Annotated in this window: 24 protein-coding genes; 7 read left to right on the top strand and 17 right to left on the bottom strand. The window is 61.9% G+C overall.

The window, feature by feature from the left end; translation table 11 throughout:
- Positions 1-22 precede the first annotated feature (22 nt).
- The 3 genes from SJI03_RS27110 to SJI03_RS27100 form a co-directional block, all read right to left on the bottom strand.
- Complete coding sequence (locus tag SJI03_RS27110) at positions 23-214, bottom strand: YqaE/Pmp3 family membrane protein (protein WP_099379993.1); 192 nt, start codon at positions 212-214, stop codon at positions 23-25.
- 95 nt (positions 215-309) lie between these two features.
- Positions 310-1,176 carry an alpha/beta fold hydrolase gene (locus SJI03_RS27105; protein ID WP_099379994.1) on the bottom strand — a complete coding sequence of 289 codons (867 nt, stop codon included), beginning with the start codon at positions 1,174-1,176 and terminating at the stop codon, positions 310-312.
- Positions 1,177-1,197: 21 nt separating this feature from the next.
- Positions 1,198-2,091: a LysR substrate-binding domain-containing protein gene (locus SJI03_RS27100; protein WP_322429262.1), complete on the bottom strand. Its 894-nt coding sequence runs from the start codon at positions 2,089-2,091 to the stop codon at positions 1,198-1,200.
- A gap of 125 nt (positions 2,092-2,216) precedes the next feature.
- Between SJI03_RS27100 and SJI03_RS27095 the strand changes: the two genes are divergently transcribed.
- The gene (locus SJI03_RS27095; RefSeq protein WP_099379996.1) at positions 2,217-2,960 is read left to right on the top strand and encodes a sulfite exporter TauE/SafE family protein; all 744 of its coding nucleotides are present in this window, start codon (positions 2,217-2,219) and stop codon (positions 2,958-2,960) included.
- On the top strand, positions 2,948-3,202 hold the full coding sequence (locus tag SJI03_RS27090; RefSeq protein ID WP_099379997.1) for a GNAT family N-acetyltransferase: 255 nt from the start codon (positions 2,948-2,950) through the stop codon (positions 3,200-3,202). The genes SJI03_RS27095 and SJI03_RS27090 overlap by 13 nt, the downstream gene beginning before the upstream one ends.
- Here SJI03_RS27090 and pyrE read toward each other — a convergent pair.
- The gene (pyrE, locus tag SJI03_RS27085; RefSeq protein ID WP_099379998.1) at positions 3,199-3,861 is read right to left on the bottom strand and encodes an orotate phosphoribosyltransferase; all 663 of its coding nucleotides are present in this window, start codon (positions 3,859-3,861) and stop codon (positions 3,199-3,201) included. The two genes, SJI03_RS27090 and pyrE, sit on opposite strands and share 4 nt — an antisense overlap.
- Positions 3,862-3,969: 108 nt before the next feature.
- Between pyrE and SJI03_RS27080 the strand changes: the two genes are divergently transcribed.
- Positions 3,970-4,746, top strand: coding sequence for an exodeoxyribonuclease III (locus SJI03_RS27080; RefSeq protein ID WP_099379999.1), 777 nt, complete (start codon positions 3,970-3,972; stop codon positions 4,744-4,746).
- Here SJI03_RS27080 and SJI03_RS27075 read toward each other — a convergent pair.
- From SJI03_RS27075 to SJI03_RS27015, 13 genes are all read right to left on the bottom strand, one after another.
- On the bottom strand, positions 4,743-5,648 hold the full coding sequence (locus SJI03_RS27075; RefSeq protein WP_322429261.1) for an RluA family pseudouridine synthase: 906 nt from the start codon (positions 5,646-5,648) through the stop codon (positions 4,743-4,745). The two genes, SJI03_RS27080 and SJI03_RS27075, sit on opposite strands and share 4 nt — an antisense overlap.
- A gap of 1 nt (position 5,649) precedes the next feature.
- Positions 5,650-6,552, bottom strand: coding sequence for a M48 family metallopeptidase (locus tag SJI03_RS27070; protein WP_322429260.1), 903 nt, complete (start codon positions 6,550-6,552; stop codon positions 5,650-5,652).
- The gene (locus SJI03_RS27065; protein WP_099380002.1) at positions 6,533-7,792 is read right to left on the bottom strand and encodes an AmpG family muropeptide MFS transporter; all 1,260 of its coding nucleotides are present in this window, start codon (positions 7,790-7,792) and stop codon (positions 6,533-6,535) included. Before SJI03_RS27065 ends, SJI03_RS27070 begins: the two co-directional genes overlap by 20 nt.
- Positions 7,792-8,403, bottom strand: a complete 612-nt coding sequence (gene metW / locus SJI03_RS27060) for a methionine biosynthesis protein MetW (RefSeq protein WP_070222822.1) — start codon at positions 8,401-8,403, stop codon at positions 7,792-7,794. The genes SJI03_RS27065 and metW overlap by 1 nt, the downstream gene beginning before the upstream one ends.
- Positions 8,400-9,599, bottom strand: a complete 1,200-nt coding sequence (metX, locus tag SJI03_RS27055) for a homoserine O-succinyltransferase MetX (protein ID WP_099380003.1) — start codon at positions 9,597-9,599, stop codon at positions 8,400-8,402. The genes metW and metX overlap by 4 nt, the downstream gene beginning before the upstream one ends.
- Positions 9,600-9,734: 135 nt before the next feature.
- Positions 9,735-11,477 (bottom strand): phosphoenolpyruvate--protein phosphotransferase, encoded by a 1,743-nt coding sequence (gene ptsP / locus SJI03_RS27050; protein WP_099380017.1) that lies wholly within the window; start codon positions 11,475-11,477, stop codon positions 9,735-9,737.
- Between the two features lie 44 nt (positions 11,478-11,521).
- Positions 11,522-11,791, bottom strand: coding sequence for an HPr family phosphocarrier protein (locus SJI03_RS27045; RefSeq protein ID WP_099380004.1), 270 nt, complete (start codon positions 11,789-11,791; stop codon positions 11,522-11,524).
- 92 nt (positions 11,792-11,883) lie between these two features.
- Positions 11,884-12,288, bottom strand: coding sequence for a PTS sugar transporter subunit IIA (locus SJI03_RS27040; protein WP_035824452.1), 405 nt, complete (start codon positions 12,286-12,288; stop codon positions 11,884-11,886).
- 14 nt (positions 12,289-12,302) lie between these two features.
- Complete coding sequence (gene gshB / locus SJI03_RS27035) at positions 12,303-13,259, bottom strand: glutathione synthase (protein WP_219311949.1); 957 nt, start codon at positions 13,257-13,259, stop codon at positions 12,303-12,305.
- Between the two features lie 97 nt (positions 13,260-13,356).
- Complete coding sequence (gene gshA / locus SJI03_RS27030; protein ID WP_071079543.1) at positions 13,357-14,655, bottom strand: glutamate--cysteine ligase; 1,299 nt, start codon at positions 14,653-14,655, stop codon at positions 13,357-13,359.
- 204 nt (positions 14,656-14,859) lie between these two features.
- Complete coding sequence (locus tag SJI03_RS27025) at positions 14,860-16,398, bottom strand: ammonium transporter (RefSeq protein WP_322429259.1); 1,539 nt, start codon at positions 16,396-16,398, stop codon at positions 14,860-14,862.
- An 11-nt stretch (positions 16,399-16,409) separates the two neighbouring features.
- Positions 16,410-16,748, bottom strand: a complete 339-nt coding sequence (locus tag SJI03_RS27020; RefSeq protein ID WP_010393464.1) for a P-II family nitrogen regulator — start codon at positions 16,746-16,748, stop codon at positions 16,410-16,412.
- 11 nt (positions 16,749-16,759) lie between these two features.
- Positions 16,760-17,527 carry a TorF family putative porin gene (locus SJI03_RS27015; protein WP_099380007.1) on the bottom strand — a complete coding sequence of 256 codons (768 nt, stop codon included), beginning with the start codon at positions 17,525-17,527 and terminating at the stop codon, positions 16,760-16,762.
- A gap of 270 nt (positions 17,528-17,797) precedes the next feature.
- Here SJI03_RS27015 and SJI03_RS27010 point away from each other — a divergent pair, with 270 nt between their 5' ends.
- From SJI03_RS27010 to SJI03_RS26995, 4 genes are all read left to right on the top strand, one after another.
- Complete coding sequence (locus SJI03_RS27010; RefSeq protein WP_035824443.1) at positions 17,798-18,046, top strand: accessory factor UbiK family protein; 249 nt, start codon at positions 17,798-17,800, stop codon at positions 18,044-18,046.
- Positions 18,047-18,160: 114 nt separating this feature from the next.
- Positions 18,161-19,681 carry a YifB family Mg chelatase-like AAA ATPase gene (locus tag SJI03_RS27005; protein WP_322429258.1) on the top strand — a complete coding sequence of 507 codons (1,521 nt, stop codon included), beginning with the start codon at positions 18,161-18,163 and terminating at the stop codon, positions 19,679-19,681.
- 64 nt (positions 19,682-19,745) lie between these two features.
- Complete coding sequence (locus tag SJI03_RS27000; RefSeq protein ID WP_322429257.1) at positions 19,746-20,291, top strand: hypothetical protein; 546 nt, start codon at positions 19,746-19,748, stop codon at positions 20,289-20,291.
- Between the two features lie 180 nt (positions 20,292-20,471).
- The gene (locus SJI03_RS26995) at positions 20,472-20,816 is read left to right on the top strand and encodes a DUF1840 domain-containing protein (RefSeq protein WP_034749443.1); all 345 of its coding nucleotides are present in this window, start codon (positions 20,472-20,474) and stop codon (positions 20,814-20,816) included.
- The last annotated feature ends 54 nt before the right edge of the window (positions 20,817-20,870 follow it).

The raw sequence follows: 20,870 nt of genomic DNA, 5'->3' as shown, positions 1-20,870 counted from the left end.
CGCAGCTTAGGCCAGTCTTAGGTCAGCGCCGGCGCATGGCCTCGGCGATCTTCTGGTCCGTCTTGTACTGGCTCAGCGAGTACACGGCCCAGATCGTCGCTGGCAGCCAGCCGATCAGGGTGATCTGCAGGATCAGGCAAATGATGCCGGCAATGGGGCGGCCGATGGTGAAAAAGGTCAGCCACGGGAGTATCAGGGCAATCAGCAAGCGCATCGTTCGTTCCTTGAGTATTCCCCTGTGCCGCGGGGACCGGACCGGCATGCGCCGGCGGTGAATTCAGTGAATCCGATTATAACGATACTGGCGCCTCACGGCGCTACGGGTGCCAGCAGTTTCTCCATCCATGCCAGGATGGCGGCGAAGATCACGTCGCGGTTCACTTCATTGAAATTCTCGTGATAATTGGCCGGATAGTAGTGGTAGTCGAGCAGGCCATCGGGCACGCTGCGCAACATGCTCTCCGTGGCGCGGCTGTCGGCCAGCTTGTCGTCGCCCGCCACCACGGCGAACAGGGGGAAGCGCCAGCCGGACAAGCCGCCCGCCAGTTCCTTTTGCGCCGACGTCAAGGCATGAGCAAAACGCACCGACGCCGCACTGGCACGGATGCCGTCACGCTCATCCTGGAAATGGCGCGCCGTGATGGTTTGATCGTGCGTCAGCAGCATGGTCAGGTTCCCCAGCGGCACCTTCATCGTGGGGAAACGCTGCGCCAGCCAGCCGGACAGCATCTGCAACACCTTCGGCACGGGAATCGCGTTCACATAATACGGCGACGAGATGATGAAGCCTTTGATCGCCGGATCGCCAGCAAAGCGCCGCAGCCCAAGATGGGTGGCGATCAGGCCGCCCATGGAGTGGCCCATGACGAAAATCGGCACGCCCGGATACGTGGCCTTGACCCACGCAAGGAACAGTTCCTCGTCAGCGAGGAAGGCCTCGAACGAGGGGATATCGACCTTGCGCTTGCCATCGTGGCCCACCATGTCGAAGCTGACGGTGGCGATGCCGTGCTGGCGGAAGGTCAGCGCCGGCGTGACGTAGTCGCCCGCATGCGCCATGCCGCCGTGGATCGCCAAAATCACGGCGCGGGGATGCTCGGGCTGCCAGATGTGGATCGGTCGCTCGACCTGGTCGCTGCACCGCAGGCTGGCCATCTTGTCTTCTGAAAAACGCATCGCTGCTCCTGTCATGCCCTGTCACGCCTTCAGATGATCGATCAACTGGCGCGCATACAGGGGTAATTCACTGAACTGGCGCACGCAGATTGTCAGGTTGCGTACCGACCAGGGATCGGATAATTCCATGCAGCGCAGCGCCATCGTCTGCTGGCAGCGGCTGGCAGCCGCCAGCGGCACCACGCTGATGCCCACGCCGCTGGCCACCATGCGGCAGACGGCATCGAAACTGCGCAGGCGCACGCGCACCTTCAATGGGCGCCCCAGGCGCGCCGCATGCATGCCCAGGTACTGCTGCATCGCGCTGTCGTCGGCCAGGCCGATGAAATCGTGATCCAGCACGCTGGCAAAGTCGACGACGCCATCCTGGCCGAGCGCGCGGTGGTGCACGCCGTCGGCCGCGGCGATGACCACCAGCCGGTCGGGGCGAAACAAAAACGTCTGCAAGCCGCGCATGTCGACCGAGTCGGAGACGATGCCCATGTCGGCCAGCCCTTCCGAGACGGCCTTGACGATATCGTAACTGAGGCGCTCTTCCAGGTCGATGGTCAGGTTCGGATGCCGGTCGAGAAAAGCACCGAGCGCTTCGGGCAAAAATTCGCTGAGCGCGGCCGTATTGCACAGCAGCCGCAACTGCCCTTTCAAGCCGCGCGCAAATTCGCCGAGTTCGCCGCGCATTTTCTCCATTTGCAGCAGCACCAGGCGCGCGTGATGCAGCAATGTCTGGCCCACGGAAGTGGGCTCCACGCCGCGCCGGCCGCGCAGCAGCAGGGGCATGCCCAGCATTTCTTCCATGCCGCGCACGCGCGCACTGCTCGACGCCAATGCGAGATGGCTGCGCGCGGCGCCCGCCGTCAGGCTGCCCGCCTCCACAACGTTGACAAACAGCTGCAAATCGACCAGATCAAAGCGCATGGCGGCTCTCCTTTTCGCCATCTTATCAGCCTTCGTATTTTACTAAGGCTGACTCAAAATAATCCGCCTTGGCGAAATCCCCGGGCAAGCGCAGAATCCACGCAAAATCACTCTGGATAAAAAAGATGGAGACGTCATTTCTGCTGGCTGTCGGCGCCAGCTTCCTCGTCGCAGGCTTCGTCAAGGGCGTAGTCGGACTGGGCTTGCCGACTGTAGCCATGGGCACGCTCAGCCTCGTCATGCCGCCCGTGCAGGCGGCCGCCCTGCTGATCGTGCCATCGATGGTGACGAATGTCTGGCAGCTGTCGGCCGGCCCCGGCCTGCGCGCCCTGCTGCACCGTTTGTGGCCCATGCTGGCGGCCGTCATGACGGGTACCCTGGCGGGCGGCGCCCTGCTGCCGAAGGGCAGCGGGGCCTGGGCCGTCGTCGCGCTGGGCGTGGCGCTGATGCTGTATGCGCTGGCCGGCCTGTTCTCGCTGCAGCTGCGCGTGCCGGCCCGGCACGAAGCGTGGCTGGGCCCCTTGGCGGGTGCCGTGACGGGACTGGTGACGGCCGCCACGGGCGTCTTCGTCATCCCCGCCGTGCCGTATCTGCAGGGACTGGGGCTGGCGCGCGATGCGCTGGTGCAGGCACTGGGCCTGGCGTTTACGGCATCGACCGTGGCGCTGGCGGCCAGCTTGGCCTTGCACGGCGACTTCAGCCTCGGCGCGGCCGGCGCCTCCGCGTATGCGCTGCTGCCGGCGCTAGCCGGCATGCTGGCCGGTCAATGGCTACGCGGACGCATCGCGCAGCAGGTATTCAAGCGATGCTTTTATATCGGCCTGTTTGCCCTGGGCTTGCACGCGGCATTGAAACCATGGCTGGCGTGATGCAGATAGACTGGCAAGGGGAAAGCGCGCTGTGCGCGTGGATCGACGGCCAGCAGGTGGCCATGCTTGACATCAGCAAGTGCGCGGACGGGGTGACGGTGAACATGCTGTTCGTGAAACCGCCATTCCGCCGGCGCGGCATCGGCGGCGCGCTGCTGCGGCGGCTACTGCAATGCCATCCGCAAGCTGGCGCCGCCTGCAGCGACCCGCGGCTGCGGGCGCTGCTGGATAAGACGACTTAAATACCGTAACGGGCGCGGTATGCCGAAACGGCTTCTTTATATTTCAGCAGTTCCGGATCGGCGCCCGCGCCGTTCAGGTAGCCAAACAAGTCGTCCAGGTTGCCGATCGAGATGACGGGGATGCCGTACTGTTTCGACACTTCCTGTACGGCCGAACTTGGCGACAGCTGGCCGTCCGGGCCGGAACGCTCCATGCGGTCCAGGGCGATCAGCACGGCGCATGGTTCGGCGCCGGCGGCACGGATCATGTCCACCGATTCGCGCACCGAGGTACCGGCCGAGATCACATCGTCAATGATGACGACTTTGCCATGTAGCTTGGCGCCGACGATGGTGCCGCCTTCGCCATGGTCCTTGGCTTCCTTGCGGTTGAAGGCGAACGAGGTGTTGCGCCCCTTGCCGGCCAGCGCCACGGCGGTAGCCGACGCCAAAGTGATGCCCTTGTAGGCGGGGCCGAACAGCATGTCGAACTCCACGCCCGAGTCGAGCAGGGTCTGCGCGTAGAACTGCGCCAGCTCGGCCAGGGTGGCGCCGTCGTGGAACAGGCCAGCATTGAAGAAGTACGGCGACTGGCGTCCGGCCTTGGTGGTGAACTCGCCAAACCGCAAGACTCCCTTGGATACTGAAAACGCGATAAACTGCTGGCGTAAATTATTCACATTAGCCTCATTTTTTAAAAGTGCCTGTATTTTAATCCGCGCGCACCGGCGAGACAATCGCCATGCCGCGCCCGCCGGCCCCGTCCAGCGCCCTTTCACTCTCGACCTATGCCAAAAATTATTTCCGCCAACCTGAACGGTATCCGTTCCGCCGCCAAAAAAGGCTTTTTCAACTGGATGGGCACGCAGACGGCCGATTTCATCTGCGTGCAGGAATTGAAGGCGCAACTGCCCGACATGACGCCGGAATTCCTCAACCCGCACGGCTACCATGGCCATTTCCACTACGCCGAGAAAAAGGGTTACTCCGGCACGGGCGTGTACAGCAAGGTCGAACCGGACGCCGTGCATATCGGCTTCGGCAGCCCTGAATTCGATGCCGAAGGCCGCTACGTGCGCTGTGATTTTGGCAACCTGTCCGTCATTTCCGTGTATTGCCCGTCCGGTTCGTCCGGCCCCGAGCGCCAGGAAGCCAAGTTCCGCTTCATGGAACTGTTCCTGCCGCACCTGCTGGCATTGAAGGCCCTGGGCCGCGAAGTGGTCATCTGCGGCGACTGGAACATCGCCCATCACGAAATCGACCTGAAGAACTGGAAGGGCAACAAGAAAAATTCCGGCTTCCTGCCTGAGGAACGCGCATGGCTGACGCGTGTCTTCGACGAAGTGGGCTTTGTCGACGTGCACCGCGGCCTGGACAAGCGCGAAGACCAGTACACGTGGTGGAGCAACCGCGGACAAGCCTACGCGAAAAACGTGGGCTGGCGCATCGACTACCACGTCGCCACGCCAGGCATCGCAGCCCAGGCGCATACGGTCAGCGTCTACAAGGACGAGCGTTTTTCCGACCACGCACCGCTGATCATCGATTACACGATCAAGGGCTAAGCTTCTAGGCTGCGCCGACTTTCAAAACGGCGCGGCTCGCCGCTCAACGGATCCGTGAAATCAATCGCCCGCGCCAGCAGCTGCAAGGGCTGCGACATGTCGTCTTCCTTGCACGGCAAGGCCACCGGGTAAAACGCATCGTTGACGATGGGGATACCCAGCGAGGCCAGGTGCACGCGCAGCTGGTGCTTGCGGCCCGTGTGCGGCTGCAGCCGGTACAGGTTCACGTCGCCGCGCTCCTCAATCACGTCGATGACGGTTTCCGAATTCGGCTCCCCCGCTTCCTCGCGCATGAGGAAAAACTGCGCGCCCTCGACCATGCGGCTGCGGTAGGTAAATGGAAAATCGCGGCCTGCCAGCACGGGCGCCAGCGCCTCGTACGTCTTGCGCACTTCGCGGCGCTGGAACAGCGACTGGTAGGCGCCACGGCTGGCCACCTGCCGCGAAAAAATCACCACGCCGGCCGTCTCGCGGTCGAGGCGGTGGATCGGCGTCAGCTCGGCGCAGTCCAGGCTTTTCTTCAGGCGCGTCAGCAGGGTCTCCTGCACGAAGCGCCCGGCCGGCGTCATGGGCAGGAAGTGCGGCTTGTCGACCACGATCAAATGTTCGTCCTGGAACAGGATGGCTTCCTGGAAGGGGATCGGCGTTTCCCGTTCCAGCTCGCGGTAGTAAAAAATGCGCATGCCGCACCGGTATGCACTATCGGGCGCCAGCACGGCGCCGTCGCCATTGACCACTTCGCCGCGCGCCATGCGGTCCAGCCATTGCGCGGCACTGATCTGTGGATAGCGTTCGAGCAGAAACGACAGCATGTCGGGCCACTGCCCGTCCGGCAGCCACAGGTAGCTGGGTGCCACGCCGTCGCGCATGGGCAAGGGTGCGGCAACGTGACGACTGGACATCCTAGCGCTGCGCGATGGCGTTGCTGCGGTATGGCGGCAAGGCGTCCACGCTGACGCCCTTGCTGCGCGCGTACAGGGGCAACACTTGCGCCATGTGGCTGTTCATCTGCGAAATGCGGTCCTTGCCCGACGGGTGGGTCGAGAGGAATTCCGGCGGCGCACCCGCGCTCACGGCCGCCATCTTCTGCCACAGCACCACACCGGCGCGCGGATCGAAACCGGCGCGCGCGGCCAGATCCATGCCGATCAGGTCCGCTTCGCGTTCATCGTCGCGCGAGAACTTCAGCATCACGCCCTTGGCCGCCATGTTCGTGGCGGTGCTGGTCAGATTCGGGTCGACGCCGAGCCAGGCCGACAGGCCCGCACCCACCAGCTTCGAGCCGACGGCGGCCAGGTTGCCCTTGCCGGCCTGCGCCTGCGAGTGTTCGCGCAGGGCGTGCGAAATTTCATGGCCCATGACGACGGCCACTTCATCGTCGGTCAGATTCAGCTTGGTGATGATGCCGCTGTAAAAAGCGATCTGCCCGCCCGGCATGCAAAAGGCATTGACCTCGTCCGAGTTGAGCAGGTTGATCTGCCAGTTCCAGCTGGCCGCCGCCTCGTTCCAGCGCGTGGCGAAGGGGATGATGCGCTGGGCGATGGCGCGCAGGCGTTTCACCTGCGGATCGCTGTCGGGCACCAGCGCATTTTTTTCCTTCGCTTCGTTGACCAGCTGCGTATATTGCTGCTTCGATTCTGCATTGAAATCGGCGCCGCCGGCAAAGATGCGCGTAGTCGACAAAGGACGCACCTTGATGCCATCCTGTACTGTCGCCTGCTGGGCGTGGACGGACAGGGGCGCCAGTGCGGTGGCCGCGCACAGGCTGGCCAGGACGGTGTAACGGTTAAGGGATATTGGTGCCATTGGCAGACCTCCATGGAGCGATTTTAGGCAGCATCATCATGGCCGGGAAGGCCAGGAAGAAGCACACGATGAAAAACGAGAACCAGCCCAGCTCGGCGACGAGGAAGCCCACCGATGCATTGATCAGGGTGCGCGGCACGGCGCTCAGGCTGGAAAACAGCGCATACTGCGTGGCCGTGTAGCGCGGGTCCGTGGTGCGCGACAGGAACGCCACAAAGGCGGCCGCGCCCAGGCCCAGGCTGGCGAAAGCTTCAAAACCGATCACGGCGCTGAGTAGCATGGTGTTCGGCCCCACCTGCGCCAGCCAGGCGAATCCGAGAATCGCGACCGCCTGCAATGCGCCAAACACCCACAGGCCCCGGTTGATGCCCAGCTTGAGCATCCATATGCCGCCCACCACGCCGCCGGCCAGGCTGGCCCAGAAACCCGTGGTGTTGGCGGCCAGGCCGATCTGCGTCATGCTAAAACCCAGGTCGAGATAAAACTTCGTCGCCAGCGCCGTGGCCATGCTGTCGCCTATTTTGTAGAGTAATACGAAGGCGAGGATCCACATTGCGTTACGCCAACCATCGCGCGCGATGAATTCCTGGAACGGCAGAATGATCGCTTCGCGCATGGTCTTCGGCGGCGAGCCGTACACGGTGGGTTCCTTGATCAGCAAGGTGCACACAAACCCCGGCAGCATGAAGGCGGCAGTGATCCAGAACACGGGCTGCCACGGCATGCGGTCGGCCAGGATCAGCGACAGCGCGCCCGGCACCATGCCTGCCACTTTATACGCGTTGACGATGACGGCGGCGCCCAGGCCCTGCTCATTGTCGCTGAGGATTTCGCGCCGGTAGGCGTCGATGACGATGTCCTGGCTGGCCGACAGGAAGGCCACGCCGCCGGCGGCGGCAGCGATCAGGCCAATCTGCGTGAGCGGGTCCAGCATGCCCATGCCGCCGATGGCAAAGAACAGCGCCACTTGCGTCAGCGCCATCCAGCCGCGCCGGCGTCCCAGGCCCAGGATGCGGTAGCGGTCCATCAGGGGCGCCCACAGGAATTTCCAGATATACGGGAACTGCACCAGGGCGAACAGCCCCAGCGCCTTGACGTTCAAGCCCGACTTGGCCAGCCATGCCTGCAGCAGATACAGCAGGATGAACAGGGGCAGACCGGAACTGAAGCCCAGCACCAGCACGGCCAGCATGCGGCCATTGGCATGGGAACGCCAGCCTGGCACCGGGCTTGTGGTCATCAATGCACCGCTTTTTTACGCAGGCGGAAGACGGCCAGGTCGCCGCGCAGGTTCGGCAGCACGGAGACCATCTTGCCTTCGGCCAGGGCCACGCATTCGATCACTTCCAGGCCGCATTCCTCGGCCAGTTCGCGGAAGTCGTTGATGGTTGCGCAGCGCACGTTGGGCGTGTCGTACCACTGGTACGGCAGCGATTTCGACACGGGCATGCGCCCTTTCAGCAATGCCACGCGGTGCGGCCAGTAGGCGAAGTTGGGGAACGAGACGATGGCCTCGGCGCCGACGCGCACGATGTCGCGCAGCAGCGGCTCGACCTGCTTCATCATCTGCAAGGACGACAGGCACAGCACCGTATCAAAACTGTTGTCGCCAAAGATGGCCAGGCCCTTTTCCATGTCCTGCTGGATCACGTTGACGCCACGCAGGGTGCTGGCCAGCACCTTGTCATCGGCGATCTCGATGCCGTAACCGCTGCACTCCTTGTCGCTTTGCAGGTACTGCAGCATCACGCCTTCGCCGCAGCCCACGTCCAGCACATGCGCGTTGTTCGGCACCCAGTGGGCGATAAAGGCCAGGTCGGGGCGCAGCGCGCTCAATTCGTCAAAAGTCATGCGATCTCCTTGGCGCCCTGGCGGACGGCGGTGTGCTGTGCGGGAGCGGGCAAGCCCGCCCCGATGTCGTTCCATACCTGGCCATAATAGGCGCGCACCATGTTCATGTAGCGCGCGTCTTCCAGCAAAAAGGCGTCGTGGCCGTGCGGCGCGTCGATTTCCGCATACGTGACCTGGCGGCGGTTGCACACGAGCGCTTCGACGATTTCGCGGCTGCGCTCGGGCGAAAAACGCCAGTCGGTGGAAAACGAGGCGAGGAAGAACTTGGCCTTGGTGCCCGACAGGGCCTTGGCCAGGTCGCCGCCATGCGCGCGCGCAGGGTCGAAGTAATCGAGCGCCTTGGTAATCAATAAATACGTGTTGGCGTCGAAGTATTCGGAAAACTTGTCGCCCTGGTAGCGCAAATACGATTCGATCTCGAAGTCGATGCCGAAACCGAATTTGTAGTCGCCCGTCTGCGCCGCATCGCGCAGCTTGCGGCCGAATTTCTCGGCCATGTCGTCATTCGACAGATAGGTGATATGGCCCACCATGCGCGCCACGCGCAAGCCGTTCTTCGGCACCACGCCGTGCGCATAGAAGTCGCCGCCATGGTAATCGGGGTCGGACAGGATGGCCTGGCGCGCCACGTCATTGAAGGCGATGTTCTGCGCCGACAGCTTTGCCGTCGAGGCGATCACCACGCAGTGGCGCAAGCGCTCGGGGAACATGATGCTCCACGCCAGCGCCTGCATGCCGCCCAGCGATCCGCCCATCACGGCGGCGAACTGCTTGACGCCCAGTTCATCGGCCAGGCGCGCCTGCGCGCTGACCCAGTCTTCCACCGTGACAACGGGGAAAGAGGCGCCATACGGCTTGCCGGTGGCGGGATTGGTGTGCATGGGGCCCGTCGAGCCGAAGCAGGAACCGAGGTTGTTGACGCCGATGACGAAGAATTTGTTGGTGTCGAGCGGCTTGCCCGGCCCCACCATATTGTCCCACCAGCCCGTGCTTTTCGGCTCGTCCGCATACACGCCGGCCACGTGGTGCGAGGCGTTCAGGGCGTGGCAGACCAGCACCGCGTTCGATTTGTCGGCGTTCAGGGTGCCGTAGGTTTCATACATCAACATATAGTCTTGCAGCGATGCGCCGCTTTGCAGCTGCAAGGGTTGCGCAAAATACATGGTTTGCGGCGAAACAATTCCAATGGATGACATGTGTGTCGGTTTATAAAAGGGGGGCGGCCCCACGGGCCATGGTCGATGCAGCACCGCGATGATAGGTGCCGCAACTTTAGCACCAGGACACCTCTTGCCGCGCGCGAGGTATCCTGATGCTGATAGGGTGACAGTTTACATGAGCTGCAGTTGCTGGACAGCTTCCGCGATCACATTTGGTTCCATGGAACGCATAATTTTGCGCATTTGTGGTGCAATCAGGCCAAGATCGCTGTTGAGGATCTCTTGCTTGACCGCCAATAGTTGCGCCGGGTGCATGGAAAACTCGCGCAAGCCCATGCCCAGCAGCAAGCGCGTGAGCTTCACGTCACCCGCCATCTCGCCGCAGACGGCCACGTCGATGCCCGCCTTGTGGCCGGCCGCGATCGTCATGGAGATCAGTTGCAGCACGGCCGGGTGCAGCGGATTGTACAAATGCGCCACCTCATAATCGACGCGGTCGATGGCCAAGGTGTACTGGATCAGGTCATTCGTGCCGATCGACAGGAAATCCATGCGCTTGACGAACATGGGCAAGGCCAGCGCGGCGGCGGGAATCTCGATCATGGCGCCCACCTCGACCTCGTCGTCAAACTTGACGCCCTCTTCGCGCAGGCTGGCCTTCGCTTGCGCGATCATGGCCAGCGACTGGTCGATTTCGAAGGCATGCGCCAGCATGGGGATCAGGATGCGCACCTTGCCGAAGGCGGAGGCGCGCAGGATGGCCCGCAGCTGCGTCAGGAACAATTGCGGTTCGGCCAGGCAATAGCGGATGGCGCGCAGACCCAGCGCGGGATTCAAGGCCGTATGGTCGGCCTGGTCGAGCGGCTTGTCGGCGCCGATGTCGAGTGTGCGGATGGTCACCACGCGCCCTTTCATCGATTGCACCGTGTTGCGGTAAGCCTCGAATTGCTCATCCTCGGTGGGTATCTTGTGGGCGCGGCCCATGAACAGGAATTCGGAGCGGAACAGGCCCACGCCGCTGGCGCCCGATTCCAGGGCAAACGGACAATCCTCGGGCAACTCGATATTCGCCAGCAGGGTGACGGGCGTGCCGCACTTGGTCACGGCCGGCGTCTTTTTCAGCTTGCCCAGCTTCTTGCGCGCGCGCTGCATGGCCACCTGACGCTCGCGGTACTGCTCCAGCACCAGCGCACTGGGGTTGGCGATGACGACGCCGGCATCGCCGTCGATGATCAGCCAGTCGTCCTGGTCGATCAGCATCGACGCCTGCGACATGCCGACGGCGGCCGGGATATCGAGGCTGCGCGCGACGATGGCCGTGTGCGAGTTCTGCCCGCCCACGTCGGTGATGAAGCCGATGAAGGAGCGGTCGCGGAACTGCAGCATGTCGGCCGGTGAAATATCGTGGGCGACGACGATCATCTGCGCCAGCAATTCATCGTTGGCCGCCGCTTTCGGCAGCAGCTGTTCCGTGCCCAGCAAGACCTTCAGCACGCGTTCGGCCACCTGCTGGATATCGGCCTTGCGTTCGCGCAAATACGGGTCTTCGATTTCGTCGAACTGGGCCGATAATTCATCAATTTGCGTCAACAGCGCCCATTCGGCGTTGTAGTGGCGCGAGCGGATGATGTCGAGCGGCGCTTCGGCGATCATCGGGTCCGACAGGATCAGCGCATGCACGTCGATGAACGCGCCCAGTTCCGTGGGGGCGTCCTTCGGCAGCTCGTTCCACAGGGTCTGCAATTCCTTGTGGACGGCGGCGATGGCGTTTTGCAAACGCTGGACTTCGGCTTCGATCTGTTCCTGGGCGACCAGGTAGTGTTTGACGTCAAGGGCGGCCGGCGCCAGCAGATGCGCGCGGCCAATGGCGATGCCGCGGGAGACCGGGATGCCGTGGAGCGTGAAAGATGCCATGGGGTGACCTGTCGGAATGCGGCTGCGGCTGCGTTCGGCGGGCATTACTCGCCTTCGCCAAACCTGTCATTAATCAGGGCGGTGAGCGCATCGACACATGCCAGCTCATCATCGCCCTCGGCTTCCAGGGTCACTTTCGCGCCCTTGCCGGCGGCCAGCATCATCACGCCCATGATGGACTTGGCGTTGATGCGGCGCGCGTTGCGGGTCAGCCAGACGTCGCTCTTGAACTTGGCGGCGAGCTGGGTAAATTTGGCGGAGGCGCGTGCGTGCAATCCCAGCTTGTTGATGATTTCGAGTTCTCTTTGAATCATTTTTGTATGGTCTCTATCCCTGAATGCACTACGCTGATGACAATCTTGGCCTATAAAACCCGCCGCCTTCAGGGCGGCGGCCATGCACTTCCTTATTCTCCCACGCGGATGCGGTTATCGACGCGCACGGCGCCGCTTTGCGCACCGGCCAGTGCCATCTCCACCACCACATCGAGCGTGTCGCGACGATATGTGATGGCGCGCAGCAGCATCGGCAGGCTGATGCCGGCGATGACTTCCACGCGGCCCGCATCGGCCAGCTTGTTGCAGCAGTTCGACGGCGTGCCGCCCTTCACGTCGGTAATCACCAGCACGCCGGAGCCGTCGTCGAGGCGGCAGATGGCGTCCGATGCCAGCTTCTGCACTTCCGCCAGGTCCTGGTCGGCGACGACATCGATGGCTTCAAACCGCTCCGTTGGCCCCCGGAACACATGCGCGCAGGCGGCGATGAACGCCTGTCCCAGCGGTGCATGTGTCATGAGCAAAATCCCTACCATAGTCATTTCACCTTCTAGCGCTGCTGCGCTTGCGCAACGCCATGCTCGACGGCGTCGACAAACATGGCCGCCACGTCAAAGCCCGTCTGCTGCATGATTTCCTGGAAGCAGGTCGGGCTGGTGACATTGACTTCCGTCAGATAGTCGCCGATCACGTCCAATCCTACCAGCATCAGGCCACGCGCGGCCAGGATAGGGCCCAGCTTTTCAGCGATTTCCAGGTCGCGCGCCGTCAAGGGCTGCGCCACGCCCGTGCCGCCGGCGGCCAGGTTGCCCCGTACTTCGCCCGCCTGCGGGATGCGCGCCAGCGAAAACGGCACCGGCTTGCCGCCGATGACGAGGATGCGCTTGTCGCCCTTGTCGATGTCGGGGATAAACCGCTGCGCCATGATGGTTTGCGCGCCGTTCTCGCTGAGGGTCTCGATGATGGCGCCCAGGTTCAGGCCATCGGCCTTGACGCGGAAGATGCCCGTGCCGCCCATGCCGTCGAGCGGCTTGAAGATGACGTCCTGGTGCTTGGCGTGGAAGGCGCGCAGGCGCGCTTCGTTCGACGTCACCAGGGTCGGCGAAGTGAATTCGGAAAACTGCGCAATGGCCAGCTTTTCATTGTTGTCTCGGATGGCCGACGGCTTGTTGAAGACGCAAGCGCCCTGCTTTTCCGCCAGTTCCAGCAGATACGTGCCGTACACGTATTCCATGTCGAACGGCGGGTCCTTGCGCTCGATGATGGCGTCCAGGGTCGACAGGCGCACTTCTTCGGTGGAGACGACCTTGTACCAGTCATGTTCGTCGCCCGTCAGCTCGATGTGCTGTACCCGTGCCGTGACGATGCCCTCTTCCAGCGCCATGTCCTTCTGTTCGAAGGCATACACGGCATGGCCGCGTTTGGCCGCCTCGCGCATCATGGCGAAGGTGGAATCTTTGTAAGTCTTGAAGCCTGCCAGCGGGTCGGCAAGGAATGCAATTTTCATGGTGCGTCCAATCGGGGAACCTGGATAAGGAATGCTTGATTCTAGCCGAGATCGCCAGGCGCGGTAGTCACCGCGCCCGGCAAGTCTCCTTGATGGATCAATACACCTCGGGATTCGGGTCCGTGCGCTCCATTTCCAGCGACGCGGCCAGCAAGGCCAGGCGCGCCACCACGCCATACACATAGAAGCGGTTCGGCGCGGCCGTGCCCGGCTTGGCCTTCAAGTCCGGTACGGCATGCTGCTGGGCAAATGCCAGCGGCACGTACTGCGAACCGGGCGCGTTCAGGTTCTGGTCCACGCCCCGCTCCGCGTGCACGCGGTAGAAACCGCCCACCACGTAGCGGTCGATCATGTAGACGACCGGTTCGGCCACGGCATCCTTGATGCTTTCGAAAGTCGGCACACCTTCCTGGATGATCACGTCGGTCACCAGCTGGCCATCCTTGACGATGGACATTTTTTCGCGCTGCTTGCGCGACAGGTCGCGTACTTCGCTGGCGTCGCGCACCGTCATGATGCCCGTGCCATACGTGCCCGCGTCGGGCTTGACGATGACAAACGGCTTTTCCTTGATGCCGTATTCCTTGTATTTCTTGCGGATCTTGGCCAGCAGCACGTCGACGCTGGCGGCCAGCGCATCTTCGCCCTCGCCTTCCTGGAAATTGACGTCGCTGCACTTGGCGTGGAAGGGATTGAGCATCCACGGGTCGACATCGATCATCTTGCCGAATTTCTTCACCACTTCATCGTAGGCCGTGTAGTGGTTGCTCTTGCGGCGCAAGGCCCAGCCCGCGTGCAAGGGCGGCAGCAGGCTTTGCTCGTGAATATTTTGCAAGATATCGGGAATGCCGTCCGACAAGTCGTTGTTCAGCAAAATCGTGCACGGGTCGAAATCCTTCAAGCCCAGGCGGCGCCCATTGTTCAGGCGCACGAGCGGCTCGATCACCAGCATGTTGCCATCTGGCAACGCCAAGGGTGTCGGCTGGGTGATCTCGGGCGACCACGAACCCAGGCGCACGTGCAAGCCCGTCTGGCGGAAGATCTGCATCAAGCGCGCCACGTTTTGCAGGTATTGCGGCGTGGTATTGTGCAATTCCGGCACCATCAGCAGGTTGCGGGCATCCGGGCAATACTTGTCGATGGCGGCCATGGCCGCCTGCACGGACAGGGGCAGCATTTCCGTGGCCAGGTTGTGAAAACCGCCTGGAAACAGATTGGTATCGACGGGCGCCAGCTTGTAGCCGGCATTGCGCAAGTCTACCGAGCAATAGAAAGGCGGCGTGTGCTCTTGCCACTCCATGCGAAACCAGCGCTCAATGGCCGGCGTCGCGGCCAGAATCTTTTTTTCGAGGTCGAGCAGCGGTCCGGTCAGGGCCGTGACGAGATGGGGAACCATAGTTACATCCTTAAATTATGTGCAGTATTCAAAAAAGCACACAGAACTGCCGACTATATTACCGTGTAAGTACCCCAAATCGGGGCAAAAGCCTTGTTTTAAAGACCTTTTACATTCCCACAACGAAAAAAAGGCACCTCAATGAGGCGCCTTTTCCGGCCGGACATGCCGCGCCGGGGCGCTGGCATGCCAGATAATTGCTATTTAGCCATGGTACGCTTGCTCGCCGTGGCTCGTGATATCGAGGCCTTCGCGCTCTTCTTCTTCCGGTACGCGCAAGCCGATGACGATGTCGACCAGTTTATAGGCGATGACGGAAACGATGGCCGACCAGAGGATGGTGGTGCCGACCGCTTGCGCTTGCACCCACACCTGGTGGCCGATCGAGTACGGATCTGCCGACATCTTGTTGGTGACATAGTCGAAGATGCCCTGGCCGCCCAGTTGTGGTGCAGCAAACACACCCGTCAGCAAGGCACCGAGGATACCGCCCACGCCATGCACGCCGAACACGTCGAGCGAATCATCGGCGCCGATCAGGCGTTTCAGGCCATTCACGCCCCACAGGCAGACGACACCGGCCAGCAAGCCGATAACCAGACCGCCCATCGGGCCGACAAAGCCGGCCGCCGGGGTGATCGCCACCAGGCCGGCCACGGCGCCGGACGCGCCACCCAGCATGGAAGGCTTGCCCTTGGAAATCCATTCGCCAAACACCCACGACAGGGTGGCGGCAGCCGTTGCCAGCAAGGTGTTGACAAAGGCCAAGGCCGCCACGTCGCCCGCTTCCATCGAGGAACCGGCATTGAAACCGAACCAGCCCACCCACAGCAGCGACGCGCCGATCATGGTCATCGTCAGCGAGTGCGGTGCCATCGATTCGCGGCCGTAGCCGACGCGCTTGCCGATCATGATGGCGCCCACCAGGCCGGCAACGGCGGCGTTGATGTGCACCACGGTGCCGCCGGCGAAGTCCAGCGCGCCTTTTTGCCAGATCCAGCCAGCTTTCAGGGCTTCGCTGGCCGAGGTGGCGGCGTTGGTGATCAGGTCAGGACCGGTCCAGAACCACACCATGTGGGCCGCTGGCAGGTAGGCGAACGTGAACCACAGCACGACGAACGCCAGCACGGCGGAAAACTTGGCGCGCTCGGCAAAGGCACCGACGATCAGTGCGCAGGTGATGGCGGCAAACGTGCCCTGGAAAGCAACGAAGACGAACTCGGGAATGACGACGCCCTTGCTGAAGGTGGCGGCGGCGGCAAACGTGCCCTTGGCCGGATCCCAGATGCCGTTCAGGAACAAGCGGTCGAAGCCACCGAAGAAGGCGGTTTTTTCCGTGAAGGCGATCGAGTAGCCATAAATACACCACAGCACGATGACCAGCGCGAACACCATGAACACTTGCATCAGCACCGACAGCATGTTCTTGGAGCGCACCAGGCCGCCGTAGAACAGGGCCAGGCCCGGGATCGTCATCAAGATCACCAGCAAGGTGCTGATCATCATGAAACTGGTGTCACCCTTGTTGGCGACGGGTGCGGCGGCTGGCGCAGCAGCGGCCGGGGCCGGAGCGGCAGCAGCCGGTGCTGCTGCGTCAGGCACCGGCGTGACGGCGGGGGCGGCAACGGCCGTGGTCGTGGCCGCCTCCGTCTTGGCAGGTGCATCGGCAAAGCTCGGCGTGGCAATGCCAAACGCACACAGGCAGGCTATCCCAGCTAGCAATTTTGTTATATTTTTATGCATCAATATTCCCCTTAGAGCGCTTCGTTGCCGGTTTCACCGGTACGGATGCGGATGACCTGTTCCAGGTTGTAGACGAAAATCTTGCCATCACCGATTTTACCGGTACGCGCGGCGCCTTCGATCGCTTCGATGGCCTGGTCGACAATGGCGTCATCGACGGCCGCTTCAATCTTGGTCTTTGGCAAGAAATCAACGACATACTCGGCGCCACGGTAGAGTTCCGTGTGACCTTTCTGGCGGCCGAAACCCTTGACTTCCGTGACGGTAATGCCTTGCACATTGATAGCCGACAAAGCTTCGCGTACTTCGTCCAGTTTGAACGGTTTAATGATTGCAGTAATCATTTTCATGGCAGTCTCGCTTAAAAGGTTTTGGACACGGTCAGCACGAGACCGGATTTCGCCAGATTCTTGCCATTCGGTGCCACAGACACGATATTGGCCTTGACGGCCGCCAGGGAAACGGTCGCCATGCCAAAGTCCTTGGTCACGCCGATCTTGTAATCGCTGTAGCTGAGGGAATCGTTGTGCTCGACCTTCTGACGGCCCACATGCAAGTTCAGCATGTAGCCATCATGCACTTCGACGTTGGCGCCCACGTCGAGGTAGCCGCTGTTCTTGCTGTCGGCAACACCGAACAGATTGGTGGTCGAATGCGAGTATTTGATATACATCGGGCCATAGCCGAGCTGGCCGTACAGCTCGAACGTGTTGGCATTGGTGCTCAGTCCATTCGAGGGATAGAAATAGTACAGGCCGCCCACGTCATAGGTAAAATCCTTGCTGATCTCGCCCCGCTTGCCGCCGTAGATATCCCATTCCAGATTCGTATCGCCGCCGCCGTCCTTGATCCATTTGATGCTCGACAGCCAGGTGCCCACATACAGGCCCGTCGGGTTATGGGTATAGTCGGCACCGCCGCTGATGGCCGGGTTCAAGCGGCTTTGCGAGATGCCGCGGTAACGGTAGTCGCTGGTCAGCGCCACGTTGTAGCTCACCACGTTATCAGGTACGACTTCGGCCGCAGCAGGCGCCGCCACTGCATCCTGGGCCATGGCGCTACCGCACACGGCGGTCATGGCCAGCGTCAACGCTGCAGCTAAAGTCATGTTCTTGGACAGATTCTTCATGGCGATTCCCTTTTATTGAACTTTTAAAGCGGTTGAGGTTTAAAATCTTGGCTGGAGATCACAAAGCGTTCATACCTTCTTTAGCAGAATACGTGCCAGCTCTCTTGCCACCTTGACAGGTGCATTTCCGGCCATACATACCCTGCAAGCCTCTGGGCATGCGGGTACGGGCTGCTGAAGCATTGTGAATTTGCCCAGTTTCGCACCAGATTAACGCCGCTGTGCACCGCAATGGTGCGATGCACAGGCCGCACCATAAAAGGACTGACCATGGACATGAATACCTTCTTTAACGACTTGCAAGGCAAGATCCATCAAGCCATCGAAAACTCGCCGGCCAAGGATATCGAGAAAAACGTAAAGTCGATGATGACCCAGGGCTTCGCCCGCCTCGATCTCGTCACGCGCGAAGAATTCGATATCCAGGCGCAAGTGCTGGCCAAGACGCGCGCCAAACTGGACGCACTGGAATTGCGCCTGATCGAACTGGAAACGCGCCTGAACGATCCAAAAGCCTGAACCGCTGCTGCACGCAGGGCGCCGTAATCGGCGACCTTGCTGGCATACCTCAAGCCTCTCCCCTTTTCAAGCGCTAGACTGATCCTGCGCGCGTCCGCGCTACAGGGGAGTCTGATGAGCCTGGCCGTCCTGAAAAGCCGCGCCCTGGCCGGCATGGAGGCGCCCGAGGTAAGTGTCGAAGTCCACCTTGCCAATGGCTTGCCTTCGTTTACGATTGTCGGCCTGCCGGATACGGAAGTGAAGGAGTCGCGCGACCGCGTGCGTGCCGCGTTGCAAAACTGCGGCTTTGAGATGCCGGCGCGGCGCATCACGGCCAATCTGGCGCCGGCAGACTTGCCCAAGGAATCGGGGCGCTTCGACCTGCCCATTGCGCTGGGCATTCTGGCCGCCTCCGGCCAGTTGCCGGGCGACCAATTACATCACTATGAATTCGCGGGAGAACTGTCGCTGTCAGGCCAGTTGCGTCCCATCCGCGGCGCCCTGGCCATGACCTTTGCCATGCAGCGCAGCCAGCCGGGTGCGCCACGCGCCTTCATCCTGCCGCAGGCGAACGCGGACGAGGCGGCTCTCGTCAGCGATGCCTGCATCTATCCCGCCCACAGCCTGCTCGAGGTCTGCGCGCATTTTGCCGCGCACGCCAACCAGACGGCCTTGCAACGCCACCAGCCCGTGCTGGCAGCGCACGCTTTTCCCTATCCCGACTTTGCCGACGTGCAAGGGCAGCAACAGGCGCGACGCGCACTGGAAGTGGCCGCAGCGGGCGGTCACAATGTCCTGATGGTGGGGCCGCCGGGCGCAGGCAAGACCATGCTGGCCAGCCGCTTTCCCGGCGTGCTGCCGCCCATGAGCGATGAAGAGGCGCTGGAATCGGCTGCCGTGCATTCCCTGGGCGGCCACTTCAAGGTGGAGCACTGGAAACGCCGCCCCTATCGTGCCCCGCATCAGACCGCGTCCGGCGTGGCCCTGGTGGGCGGCGGCAATGTGCCGCGTCCGGGAGAAATCTCGCTGGCCCACTGTGGCGTGCTGTTTCTCGATGAAATTGCCGAATTCCAGCGCCGGGTGCTCGATGTGCTGCGCCAGCCCATGGAGTCGGGCGTGATCAGCATTTCACGCGCGGCCCGCCAGGCCGAGTTTCCTGCCCGTTTTCAATTGATCGCCGCCATGAATCCCTGTCCGTGCGGCTATCTGGGCCACGCCTCCGGCCGTTGCCGTTGCACGCCAGACGCCGTGTTGCGCTATCACAATCGCCTGTCCGGCCCGCTGCTCGACCGCATCGACCTGCAAATTGAAGTGGCCGCCATGCCGCCGGCGGCGCTGGGGCGGCATGCCCGCGCCGGCGAAAGTACGCAAGCCATCGCCACGCGGGTAGCGGCAGCCTATGCTCTGCAGCTGGCACGCCAGGGAAAAGCGAACCAACGGCTGAGCAACACGGAAATCGAGCAGCATTGTCGCTTGGAAACGCATGGCGAACAGTTGCTGCATGGCGCCATGACGCGATTGCACTGGTCCGCGCGCACCTACCACAGGGTATTGCGCGTGGCGCGCAGCATCGCGGACCTGGCCGGCAGCCCCGCCATCGCGCAGCCGCATGTCGCCGAAGCGATCCAGTACCGGCGCGTGCTGCGTGAAATATAAGGCAGCCAGTGAACGCCACGCGCGCGCGATTGCGCGTGAGTGGCGGCGCTGCTACCATCTGCTGATGAAAAAAACATCACTTGCCCTCTTCCTGGCGACGCTCGCGGCTGCCAGCATCCTGTCCGCCTGCAGTCCGAAATTCGACTGGCGCGACTATCGCAGCCCCGACGCCCAGTTCACGGCCTTGTTTCCAGGCAAGCCGGCCGTACTGACACGCGAGATTGATCTCGATGGCAAGAAAGTCAGCCTGACCATGACGGCCAGCGAGGTCGATGGCAATACCTTCGCCATCGGCAGCGCCGTGCTCGACAGCGCAGAACAGGCGCAAGCGGCCCTGCCCGCCATGCAGACGGCCCTGTTGAAAAATATCAACGGCAACGTGCGCAGCGAAAAATCGGCGTCGGCTGCCAGCAGCACGGCGGCCGGAATGCACCAGCGCAGCTCGCTCAGCATCGAAGCGACGGGGATACAGCAAGGCAAGCCCGTCCTGCTGGTCGGGCATTTTGTGGCGCAGGACAAACGCATCTTCCAGATCATCATTGTCGGTGAAGAAAGCAAGCTGTCGCGTGACACCATCGACACGTTCATGGACTCGGTGAAACTGGATTGAGACTTAACGCTCGCTTAAACGGGTGTTGTCGCGGCAAGCAAGCTCTTGTAAATACGTGCGTTGTCCAACAGATGGCCCTATCCGGCTTGCAAATATGCAATCCGGGCAAACGGACGGCCTGTGCGACATTTCAAGTCGTGATATTGTTTCGACACTAACAACAAGTTTCAGAAAGCGCTTATGTTGATCTCATTCAAATCCAAATCCTCCCCAGAAGTGCTGATGTACCAGGAGCATGCCCAGCGCATCCTCGACATCCTGCACAAGAACCCCACGCGCGGCGTCATCACGCCAGCTGAAGCGGGCGATGCCCTGGCCCTGCTGGAAAAAGAAGTCGCGGAAAGCAAATTGCATCCGGAAAATGACATCGAACACGATGCGCATACCCCGGAAACCCTGGAAGATGGCGAAACGGGCGCCCATGCGCGCGCGCAAAAAGTGCATTTTTCGCAGCGCGCCTATCCCCTGATGGAAATGCTGCGCTCGGCCAAGGCTGAAAATGAAAGCATCACCTGGGGCATCTGATCCGATAAACGCTGCAGACGAAAAAAAACCCCGCAGCTAGCGGGGTTTTTTTAT

It is taken from the genome of Janthinobacterium sp. GMG1 (assembly GCF_034427795.1).
In the GTDB taxonomy this organism is placed as follows: Bacteria; Pseudomonadota; Gammaproteobacteria; order Burkholderiales; family Burkholderiaceae_D; genus Janthinobacterium.
This window is presented reverse-complemented; position numbering and strand designations above follow the sequence as displayed.

What these genes read in the sequence shown, in the direction of transcription:
- SJI03_RS27110 (WP_099379993.1), bottom strand. Translation starts at nt 214, where the DNA reads ATGCGCTTGCTGATTGCCCTGATACTCCCGTGGCTGACCTTTTTCACC.
- SJI03_RS27105 (WP_099379994.1), bottom strand. Translation starts at nt 1,176, where the DNA reads ATGCGTTTTTCAGAAGACAAGATGGCCAGCCTGCGGTGCAGCGACCAG.
- SJI03_RS27100 (WP_322429262.1), bottom strand. Translation starts at nt 2,091, where the DNA reads ATGCGCTTTGATCTGGTCGATTTGCAGCTGTTTGTCAACGTTGTGGAG.
- SJI03_RS27095 (WP_099379996.1), top strand. Translation starts at nt 2,217, where the DNA reads ATGGAGACGTCATTTCTGCTGGCTGTCGGCGCCAGCTTCCTCGTCGCA.
- SJI03_RS27090 (WP_099379997.1), top strand. Translation starts at nt 2,948, where the DNA reads ATGGCTGGCGTGATGCAGATAGACTGGCAAGGGGAAAGCGCGCTGTGC.
- SJI03_RS27080 (WP_099379999.1), top strand. Translation starts at nt 3,970, where the DNA reads ATGCCAAAAATTATTTCCGCCAACCTGAACGGTATCCGTTCCGCCGCC.
- SJI03_RS27075 (WP_322429261.1), bottom strand. Translation starts at nt 5,648, where the DNA reads ATGTCCAGTCGTCACGTTGCCGCACCCTTGCCCATGCGCGACGGCGTG.
- SJI03_RS27070 (WP_322429260.1), bottom strand. Translation starts at nt 6,552, where the DNA reads ATGGCACCAATATCCCTTAACCGTTACACCGTCCTGGCCAGCCTGTGC.
- SJI03_RS27065 (WP_099380002.1), bottom strand. Translation starts at nt 7,792, where the DNA reads ATGACCACAAGCCCGGTGCCAGGCTGGCGTTCCCATGCCAATGGCCGC.
- metW (WP_070222822.1), bottom strand. Translation starts at nt 8,403, where the DNA reads ATGACTTTTGACGAATTGAGCGCGCTGCGCCCCGACCTGGCCTTTATC.
- metX (WP_099380003.1), bottom strand. Translation starts at nt 9,599, where the DNA reads ATGTCATCCATTGGAATTGTTTCGCCGCAAACCATGTATTTTGCGCAA.
- ptsP (WP_099380017.1), bottom strand. Translation starts at nt 11,477, where the DNA reads ATGGCATCTTTCACGCTCCACGGCATCCCGGTCTCCCGCGGCATCGCC.
- SJI03_RS27045 (WP_099380004.1), bottom strand. Translation starts at nt 11,791, where the DNA reads ATGATTCAAAGAGAACTCGAAATCATCAACAAGCTGGGATTGCACGCA.
- SJI03_RS27040 (WP_035824452.1), bottom strand. Translation starts at nt 12,288, where the DNA reads ATGGTAGGGATTTTGCTCATGACACATGCACCGCTGGGACAGGCGTTC.
- gshB (WP_219311949.1), bottom strand. Translation starts at nt 13,259, where the DNA reads ATGAAAATTGCATTCCTTGCCGACCCGCTGGCAGGCTTCAAGACTTAC.
- gshA (WP_071079543.1), bottom strand. Translation starts at nt 14,655, where the DNA reads ATGGTTCCCCATCTCGTCACGGCCCTGACCGGACCGCTGCTCGACCTC.
- SJI03_RS27025 (WP_322429259.1), bottom strand. Translation starts at nt 16,398, where the DNA reads ATGCATAAAAATATAACAAAATTGCTAGCTGGGATAGCCTGCCTGTGT.
- SJI03_RS27020 (WP_010393464.1), bottom strand. Translation starts at nt 16,748, where the DNA reads ATGAAAATGATTACTGCAATCATTAAACCGTTCAAACTGGACGAAGTA.
- SJI03_RS27015 (WP_099380007.1), bottom strand. Translation starts at nt 17,527, where the DNA reads ATGAAGAATCTGTCCAAGAACATGACTTTAGCTGCAGCGTTGACGCTG.
- SJI03_RS27010 (WP_035824443.1), top strand. Translation starts at nt 17,798, where the DNA reads ATGGACATGAATACCTTCTTTAACGACTTGCAAGGCAAGATCCATCAA.
- SJI03_RS27005 (WP_322429258.1), top strand. Translation starts at nt 18,161, where the DNA reads ATGAGCCTGGCCGTCCTGAAAAGCCGCGCCCTGGCCGGCATGGAGGCG.
- SJI03_RS27000 (WP_322429257.1), top strand. Translation starts at nt 19,746, where the DNA reads ATGAAAAAAACATCACTTGCCCTCTTCCTGGCGACGCTCGCGGCTGCC.
- SJI03_RS26995 (WP_034749443.1), top strand. Translation starts at nt 20,472, where the DNA reads ATGTTGATCTCATTCAAATCCAAATCCTCCCCAGAAGTGCTGATGTAC.